This is a genomic window from Spirochaetae bacterium HGW-Spirochaetae-1, from assembly GCA_002839375.1.
Classification (GTDB): Bacteria; Spirochaetota; UBA4802; order UBA4802; family UBA5550; genus PGXY01.
This window is the reverse complement of the sequence record PGXY01000005.1, coordinates 366739-374771: the sequence shown is the minus strand read 5'-3', so window position 1 is coordinate 374771 and position 8033 is coordinate 366739. Positions and strand designations below refer to the sequence as shown.

At 41.2% G+C, this 8033-nt stretch carries 9 protein-coding genes; 4 read left to right on the top strand and 5 right to left on the bottom strand.

Annotated features, from left to right (window positions below):
* Positions 1-338 precede the first annotated feature (338 nt).
* The 3 genes from CVV44_12050 to CVV44_12040 form a co-directional block, all read right to left on the bottom strand.
* Positions 339-590, bottom strand: coding sequence for a hypothetical protein (locus tag CVV44_12050; GenBank protein PKL38604.1), 252 nt, complete (start codon positions 588-590; stop codon positions 339-341).
* A 78-nt stretch (positions 591-668) separates the two neighbouring features.
* Positions 669-1853 (bottom strand): hypothetical protein, encoded by a 1185-nt coding sequence (locus CVV44_12045; protein ID PKL38603.1) that lies wholly within the window; start codon positions 1851-1853, stop codon positions 669-671.
* A gap of 282 nt (positions 1854-2135) precedes the next feature.
* Positions 2136-3047 (bottom strand): hypothetical protein, encoded by a 912-nt coding sequence (locus tag CVV44_12040; GenBank protein PKL38602.1) that lies wholly within the window; start codon positions 3045-3047, stop codon positions 2136-2138.
* A 279-nt stretch (positions 3048-3326) separates the two neighbouring features.
* On the opposite strand from CVV44_12040, the gene CVV44_12035 reads away from it, so the two are divergent.
* From CVV44_12035 to CVV44_12020, 4 genes are all read left to right on the top strand, one after another.
* Positions 3327-4487: a hypothetical protein gene (locus tag CVV44_12035; protein ID PKL38601.1), complete on the top strand. Its 1161-nt coding sequence runs from the start codon at positions 3327-3329 to the stop codon at positions 4485-4487.
* 278 nt (positions 4488-4765) lie between these two features.
* A complete protein-coding gene (locus CVV44_12030) occupies positions 4766-5335 on the top strand; it encodes a hypothetical protein (GenBank protein ID PKL38619.1) in 570 nt (189 codons plus the stop codon).
* Positions 5336-5436: 101 nt separating this feature from the next.
* A complete protein-coding gene (locus CVV44_12025; protein ID PKL38600.1) occupies positions 5437-5937 on the top strand; it encodes a hypothetical protein in 501 nt (166 codons plus the stop codon).
* Positions 5938-5952: 15 nt separating this feature from the next.
* Positions 5953-6780 carry a hypothetical protein gene (locus CVV44_12020; protein PKL38599.1) on the top strand — a complete coding sequence of 276 codons (828 nt, stop codon included), beginning with the start codon at positions 5953-5955 and terminating at the stop codon, positions 6778-6780.
* A 14-nt stretch (positions 6781-6794) separates the two neighbouring features.
* Here the strand turns inward: CVV44_12020 and CVV44_12015 are convergent, their stop codons facing one another.
* Together CVV44_12015 and CVV44_12010 are read right to left on the bottom strand one after the other, a co-directional pair.
* A complete protein-coding gene (locus tag CVV44_12015; GenBank protein PKL38598.1) occupies positions 6795-7391 on the bottom strand; it encodes an NAD(P)H dehydrogenase in 597 nt (198 codons plus the stop codon).
* Positions 7392-7398: 7 nt separating this feature from the next.
* Positions 7399-8004, bottom strand: a complete 606-nt coding sequence (locus CVV44_12010) for a hypothetical protein (GenBank protein ID PKL38597.1) — start codon at positions 8002-8004, stop codon at positions 7399-7401.
* Between the last annotated feature and the right edge of the window lie 29 nt (positions 8005-8033).

The window sequence follows — 8033 nt, the reverse complement described above, 5'->3', positions numbered from 1 at the left end:
GCAGTGAAGATATTTGTTTACTGAAGATTATAACTATAACTCTTCGCGCGGCTCTTTGGGAGCAATGGCACTTAACGTTCAAGCATATAAGACGTTTGCCGTAGCGCCAGCGAAGGCAAATGTGCCGAAGGCCGAGGAGCGCAGCGACGAGCTTATATGCTGTGTTATATGCCGTTGCCCCGCCCCATTTTATAGTTTTCAAGCGAAACACGGATGTTGAGCTTGAACTATTCAGAAATAATTATTTATCAACATCTTCTGCTAATTTTTACATTTTATTGATTTTAAGTAGAAACATAATTTAAAATGAATTATTAAAACAGATGGTCGGATTATGTTCAGTTGATAATTGTTTCATCGACATCAATGTTTGAGATATGTCTTTCATCCATTTTTCTGAATCCATCTATAATTTTTTCTTTTGCTTTATTTTCACCAATCTCTGATACAAGATTTTTCCATTGATGCTTATGGCTGTCAATGAATCCTTCTACAAAAAGATCCAGTTCTTCTTCTGAGTATGGAGTTGTTCGGTCATTTGATGGATTAAGCCAATCAGGTTCAAAATCTTTTTCTTTTTTCTTACTCATTATATTATTCCTTTTTAACGGTTTGAACTCACTGGTTTTTACGGAGCGCAGCGGAGTAAAAACCAGTGCAGTGATTTGTTAGCCATCGTTTTCTAATTTAAAATTTACATTCTCTGCAAAATAGCTGACTTCTTTATGATCATCCTTTTCCATTTCCTCAAAAATTTCACTTCCTATACTAGATGTTAAATATAAATCTCCATCATTTTTGAAGTACTTAATTTCTAATGATTTACTACTAGTGAGCAGCCAAAACTGATTGAGTAACTGGGAGGAGTGAATCCCTCTATCTCTTGGATTATCTTGTGTTAAGTCCAATAACTCCAATGATGCATTCTCTGAATCATAGTTGACATTCTGTATTTCAAATCCTTGACTCATTAAAGCTGATGAAAACATTAAAAACCCAATTTCAGGTCTTGCATTATACTTGTCTTTATCAATTCTTTTGCTTATCTCTGGAAGGTTATCGAATGCAAATATTTTGTGAGCCATATTTAAAATTTCTGTAGTTCTCATACAGTAATTTAATCTTTCAAATAGTTCATCTCTTCCTATTTTAAAAGTAATCTTTCTTGCTCCTTCGCCTGATTCGCAATGAATTTTATCATCTATAATTGAATAGGTATGGTGGGCTCCAATATTTCTCCAATCAGATATCTTCAGATTCTCTTTCGGTACAATAAAAATTGAACTATAATCTGAGTTATCAATTAAATCTTGGATTAAATTTCCAAGCTTGTTCGACATTGTCTTCTCAATGTCAATCGGTTTACCTCGTTTAATTTTATTGATTAAAACATTTTCGACATAAACTGACTTTGATATTCCTTCAATAATGTTTGAAATATCCTTCATTGATGTTTGAGCAAACTCATGTATTTCTAAATCCTTTTTGTCAACTTCGAGATTAAGAAAACTCCAATATTTATTCCCTGATTCTAAGTGAAAAGGAATTATTTCCGATAAAACATTTATTGTATCCTCACAGCTCATAGTCTTTGCCTTTTCATATGCATCCAGTACAGTTTTAATATAATTTTCAATTCCTGTATATTTGATTGATATTCTTAAAAAATTTATCCAATCTGATACAAGATAATTTATTGCATACTTTTCGAGGTTAGAATGATTTTTAAAATATGGTTTGAATGTTTCAGTTATTTCAGCTTTGATAGTCGAAGGTGTATATCCATTTTCCAAGAGTAATGGAATTGGACTTTTGTCTTTCAATCCTTCAAGTATTTTCTGAAATTTTTTCATAATTAAATAAATTACTTAAGGTTTCAACTGGCACGGATGCCAGTTGTTCTTACAATATATTTCATTCCCACAAGGGGCGGGGCAATGGCATATAACGTTCAAGCATATAAGACGTTTTGCCGTAATGAAATGAAGGCAAAATGTGCCGCAGGCCAAGGAGCGTAGCGACGCAGCTTATATGCTTTGTTATATGAAGGCAGCACGCTTAATAGCAACAATACGGTCGAAGACAGGAAGTCTGAGACCGTTATAACGAGATTGTTAATCTTATGAACATTAATATCATTTAATATATGAAGAAAAAAGCTTTTTAAAGCTTTCATGTCTTTTCTCATTTTGTTCGTCTTCAATTGTTTCATTTCTAGAAATATAGTATTTCAATACACTGTATTCCTCTCTCGATATTTGATTTATAAAAATATTTTTATAATGTTCGATTTCTCTTTCTTTGTCTTTTTCATCAAAACTATCTGTATTAGAAACAAAATTCATAATTGCATTAATGTGATTTATATAGTTTCTTAATTCAGCCCATATAGCACTATCAGTTAATAGTTGTCTATTTTCAAAATTATCAACTCTTTTAGTATTATAGGAAGAAAGCTCTCCATCAGTAAAATTATTTTTTAAGTTTTTCCGGTAGAAATAAAAACATGCTAATCCTTCATGTAAATAATTGAAAGTACTTTTTGAATAAGCACTTCTTAAGGATTCAATAATATTATAATAATAGTCGATCATTTTGAAAAAATTAGATATAAATTCTTGTTTCTTTGAATCATTATTCGTATCATTTTTCATTACTCTTTGAAGTTGAATTGTATAAAGCAATAGTATAATAGTAATAAATGAAAGAACTGGGTTTAATATTCCTCCAAAATAATCCCCGAAAGTTCCCCAGTCTGCTGGATTATCTGAAATAACATTTTTATATTGAAAAATAAAATTACTAGAATATGTAAGCAAAATAAAAAGTAAAATGGAAAAAGAGACAATAATTATTCTCCTATATGATTTTGGAAATTCTCTCCATAATTTATGGTTATCCGTGTTATATTTAAATATATCATCATTTATGTTTTTATCTTCATCTGTTTGATATTTATTTTCAGTTTTGTTTAAAAGAAATATTAAAATAAAACAAACGACTATTGATATAATAGCGGGAATAAAAAATATTAAAAATGATATCATTATATATTTTTCTCCAAATTTATTTTTCTTTATAATTCATTAAATAATATAGTACAATAAAGGCGGCCAGGACGGCCGTTTAACCACAATTAAATTAAAAAATGTTTAGCGTGCTGCTTTCATATAACTAAATGTAGGCGCATTGCCTTGTATTCGATGAATACACTATTAGAACGCCCATAAAAGTCAAAAATAATTACGTCTTAACCATAAAAAATTCATATATTGCCGCCCTCGTTCGTGTTATTCCATGAAAATGAAATTATTCAAAGTTCAAAGATGGAGGACAAGAATATGGGCAATGCGATGCTGGAGAAATTACTTCTGCATTATTCATACAAGAGGGAACCGATATTTATCTCAAATCAGGAAATTCATGACTTTTTTATACAAAATAAGGATGAGATATCCTACAGTGATTTTCAGGTGATCAGGGATTATTTCTTACATCAGATCAAGGCACCACGATATATATTCCGGGAAATAAAACAGGCACTGTTTCCTGATGAGAAGGATACATCTACCGTATATCGGGATAATTACGATCAGAAGGGAAACGGGGACACGCATGACCGGGACGGTATCTCCCCTGAACTGACCCGCCTGGATGAATACCGTGAACTCATGGTGCTGCGGCGGTACTCGCGCCGGACGATCAGTTCTTATATCAGTGCCCTGCGCAGGGCAAACGGCTGGTTTGTCGGGGAGATGGGCATTACCCTGGATATGGTGAACAGCTTCCAGGCGCGGAAGTTTTTCATGACCATCATTGACACGCTGGGGCAGTCGCCGTCCATGGTGCGGATGTACCGTTTTGCCATGACCTTTTATTTTACACATATCCTGCAAAAAAAACTGGATCTTTCTTTTCTTGACGGAATGAAGAACGACAAGCACCTGCCCACGGTCCTGTCACGTGATGAGATCGTGAGGATTCTCAATGCCATTACGAATGTGAAGCACCGGACCATGATAGGCCTGCTCTTTGCCTCGGGACTTCGCCTTTCGGAACTGATTAATCTCAGAGTGAAGGATGTTGATATGGTTGAGCTCATCATCCATGTAAGGATGGGCAAGGGGCGCAAGGACAGGATTACGGTTTTTTCCGCTTCTCTGCTCGAAGGCCTGGCCTGCTGCATGCGTGATAAGGCCGGCAATGACTATGTCTTTACCACGGCCCATGACGAGTTTCGGGAGAGGAAGCGCCATATATCGCCCAGGACCGTTCAGAAGGTCCTGGAAAATGCCCTTTTGCGCGCAAAGATAGGGAAGAGCGTGACTCCTCATGACCTGCGCCATTCCTTCGCCACGCACCTTCTGGAACAGGGCATATCGCTCCGTTATATACAAAGTCTTCTTGGCCACAGGAATATCAGCACTACCACCATCTATACAAAAGTAGCCCGTCCCGCCCTGAAGGGGATTAAAAGTCCCTTGTGAAGTCTTTCTGTAATCTCTTTTCATCGGGAAAATTAATGCTTTCAGGACTCTTATCAAGAAAATGTTGTTGTACAAATTCGTCATTTCCTTATACTATCTTACCATTTATTGATTATCAATTACAATCAATCGGACAATTGATTAAAAACTTTAGCCGTACTAAAAACAGCGCGGTTTGTAAATTAAGGAAGTAGCTTGTGAACCATATCATTGGTCTGCTTACGGCAAATAATGAACTGGCCGAGGATTTGAGAAATAATCTCACGGGCCTGCAGGTTATGGCCTATCGCAGCGTGGAATCCCTGCGGGTCGATGAATATGAACTGCTGATCATCGACATCGATACACTGGAGCCTCCTGAGTCGGTGCAGTTCTATCTCTCAAGAATAAGAAAGAAAATTCAGGATATTGCCGTGATACTAATCCTGCGGGTCAGCAATATCGATGATATCAGGACAGACTGGTTTATCGATGATTTTGTCCTGTATCCCTTCCGGAAAAACGAGGTCATGGCCCGTATCAGGAGACTTCTCTGGAAAACCGAGGTTACCGACGATGTCATACTCATCGGGAACCTGAGGATCAACCTGAACGAATACTCCGTATATCTCAACAACCAGAAACTGGATCTGACCTACAAGGAATTTGAATTGCTCAGGCTTTTTGTTCAGAACAGGGGTACCGTGTTTACCAGGAAGGAACTTCTCAGCAAAATCTGGGGCATGGAGTACATAGGCGGCACCAGGACCGTCGATGTGCACATACGACGTCTCCGGGGCAAGCTGGGCGAGGGTTTCGATTCCATCATCGAGACCGTGCGGAATGTGGGCTACCGGTGCCGGGAATAACCGCTGAAAATTACTTGCCATTTTATCTCTATCATAGATAATTGCCCGTTACGAAATCCTTCGTTACCAATTCCATTGTGTGATTCCATGTGAGGTTTTTGATGAATCAGGAAAAGAAACTTGAAAAGATCCTTGAAATGGCTCTTACGGAAGAGCTTGCCGAGCACCACAAGCTTGTGAAAATCCTTAAAAAGAAGCTTCCCTTGATCGGGGGAACCAGAAGGATCGCCGCCGCCCTTTTGAAAGAGTATCTGGGTGACATCTCCCGCCTTGATCTCTCATCCGAGAGGCTGCTGAAAAAAAATGAAACGGGCAAGATCGTATTTGAGGATATCAAGGACGGCAGGGCCCGCCTTTTTATCAACATCGGGAAAAACCACCGCGTTTCCACGGGCGACATCATCAGGGAAATCGTTAAAAGATCTGGGGTAGACGGAAAGTCCATCGGTAAAATCGACATTCATTCCACATATTCCTTCTTTGAAATTCCGGAACAGTATGCGGAGCTGGTATATCATTCTTTCGATGACGCCCGTATCAAGGGTATACCCGTGGTCGTTGAGCCGGCCAAGCGGCGTAAGAAAAACGGCGACGAGGACTAGACTCTTCGGAACGGCATGATAAGCGCGCCGCATACCTGCCCCCTGTGTCAGTCGGATAAGAGCATCTGTATCGGAGATGAACTGTTCAGGTGCGGGAGCTGCGGTGCCGCTTTTAATGATGGCCATCATTCCCTTCAGTACGACACGGATTATTTCATAAAGGAATACCGCAATCAGTACGGCAGGACCTATGAGGAGGATTTTCCTCATATCTATTCCCTGGCTATGGAGCGTCTCGATACCGTTTTCAGTCTGCTGGATAAGCAAGCCTCATTGCCGTCCCTCTCACTTCTCGATATTGGTTCCGCCCTGGGTTTTTTCCTGAAAGCGGCCCGGGACAGGGGTGTGGGCAGGGTCATGGGCATAGAAATTTCCGATTATGCCGGCTCATATTGCCGCGAGCATTTCGGCATTGATGTGATCAATGATTCCTTCGATAACATAAAAGAGCTTCCCGTCTTCGATATGATAACGGCCTGGTTTTTCATCGAGCATTGCGTCGATCCGGCCCGTGTCATGCGGCTGATTTATGATTCGCTGAACCCGGGAGGGGTTTTCGCCTTCTCGGCGCCTTCCATTTCGGGGCCCCTGTATCATTTTCATCGTCGTGAATGGATAGAAACGCATCCTGCTGATCACCGTGTGGATTTTACTCCCGGAGCGGCGCGCCGCGCGCTGAAAAAAACAGGTTTCCGGCGAGTCGAGGTGAGGCCCTGCGGCTTTCATCCCGAGCGGATTCTATCACCGTCCTCACCCTTCTATGCTCCCTTCAGCGGCCTGTACCGCCTCTTTTCACGGCTTACGGCCTATTCCGATACCATTGAAATATTCGCCGTAAAATAGCAGCGCGGTCCTGTTTAAATGCGGGGAAAGTATTGTTCTACAGCTTCGCGGACCTCGTTTAGCCATTGCTGACGTTCTTCACTCGTGCTGGTCACAACTATGGAAAACATCGTGCGATACGACGGTGATATGCCGCAGAATTCAAAAATACATTTCTTCCATATGAGCTCCAGGGGATCGCCGAAAAAATCACGTTCCCGTTCAGTGGAGGTATTGGAGGTGTTGAAAACCATGCCCGTTTTACCTTCCAGGAGTCCACGGGGGATTCCCTCACCGCCGTCGCCTTCCAGGAATTCATAGGCAAGGCCCGGCCTGATCACCCGGTCGATCCATCCCTTTAGCAGTGCCGGCGGCTGGCCCCACCAGTTGGGATGGATGAAGATAATTCCCTGTGCCTGGGCAAGTTCCCTGCAGTGGATTTCCACGTCCGGTGAAACAGTCCCGTCACTGGGGATCTCACGGCCGGGAAGGATGGGATCAAAGCCTTCGGCATAAAGATCGTGGACCGTACATTCGTATCCCCGTTCCTTCAGTGTTGTCGCTGCGGTTGCAGCTATGGCATGATTGAAACTTCCCTGTTCCGGGTGCGCCAGGATTATCAGTACGGTCATAATGCTGTTACTTTATGATCTTCAGGTTTTTCCAGAAATCATCGATGAGATGAGTTTCCTTTGCCAGGTTGTTTTTTTCAATGAAGGTGATGATGATGAAGCCCTGGTCCCTGCCGCCGTACGAATAAAAATGACGGATCCATGTATCATTCTTGTAAGAGGTGGTGACCTTTTTACCCTTTATTTTCACCGCTCCCACGGTCTTAATTTCCTCGGCCTCTTCATATTTATACCCGTAATCCACTTCCTCCTTGGTGACCTCCCTGATGATCAGGTCCAGCATGCCCGACGGGTTAATCCCGGTATACTCCTGGATGATTACACCCGTGCCCAGGGGAGTGGTCAGCATGGTCTGATAAATGCCGTCTTCCAGTTCGCTCACGTTGGGCTTATACATATTCTTGTGGCTGAAGCTCAGGAGATGGCCCGTAAAGGTGAAATATTCCCGCTGCGCGAGCTTAACGGTCGCCTTTTTGCCGTCGGGAAGGGTAATGGAACTTTCCCGGTCCAGTCCTATATCATAGGCCTTGCCGTTTATGGTGAGAACGAAGTTGTCTTCGGCAAAGGCCATGGCCGCAGTGAGCAGCATTGTTATGATGATGAATTTTTTCATGATATTCTCCTCTGTACCTTAAATCGTGA

Bases quoted from the DNA above. Each gene is read 5' to 3' on its own strand.
- CVV44_12050 (PKL38604.1), bottom strand. From the start codon at position 590: ATGAGTAAGAAAAAAGAAAAAGATTTTGAACCTGATTGGCTTAATCCA.
- CVV44_12045 (PKL38603.1), bottom strand. From the start codon at position 1,853: ATGAAAAAATTTCAGAAAATACTTGAAGGATTGAAAGACAAAAGTCCA.
- CVV44_12040 (PKL38602.1), bottom strand. From the start codon at position 3,047: ATGATATCATTTTTAATATTTTTTATTCCCGCTATTATATCAATAGTC.
- CVV44_12035 (PKL38601.1), top strand. From the start codon at position 3,327: ATGGAGGACAAGAATATGGGCAATGCGATGCTGGAGAAATTACTTCTG.
- CVV44_12030 (PKL38619.1), top strand. From the start codon at position 4,766: ATGGCCTATCGCAGCGTGGAATCCCTGCGGGTCGATGAATATGAACTG.
- CVV44_12025 (PKL38600.1), top strand. From the start codon at position 5,437: ATGAATCAGGAAAAGAAACTTGAAAAGATCCTTGAAATGGCTCTTACG.
- CVV44_12020 (PKL38599.1), top strand. From the start codon at position 5,953: ATGATAAGCGCGCCGCATACCTGCCCCCTGTGTCAGTCGGATAAGAGC.
- CVV44_12015 (PKL38598.1), bottom strand. From the start codon at position 7,391: ATGACCGTACTGATAATCCTGGCGCACCCGGAACAGGGAAGTTTCAAT.
- CVV44_12010 (PKL38597.1), bottom strand. From the start codon at position 8,004: ATGAAAAAATTCATCATCATAACAATGCTGCTCACTGCGGCCATGGCC.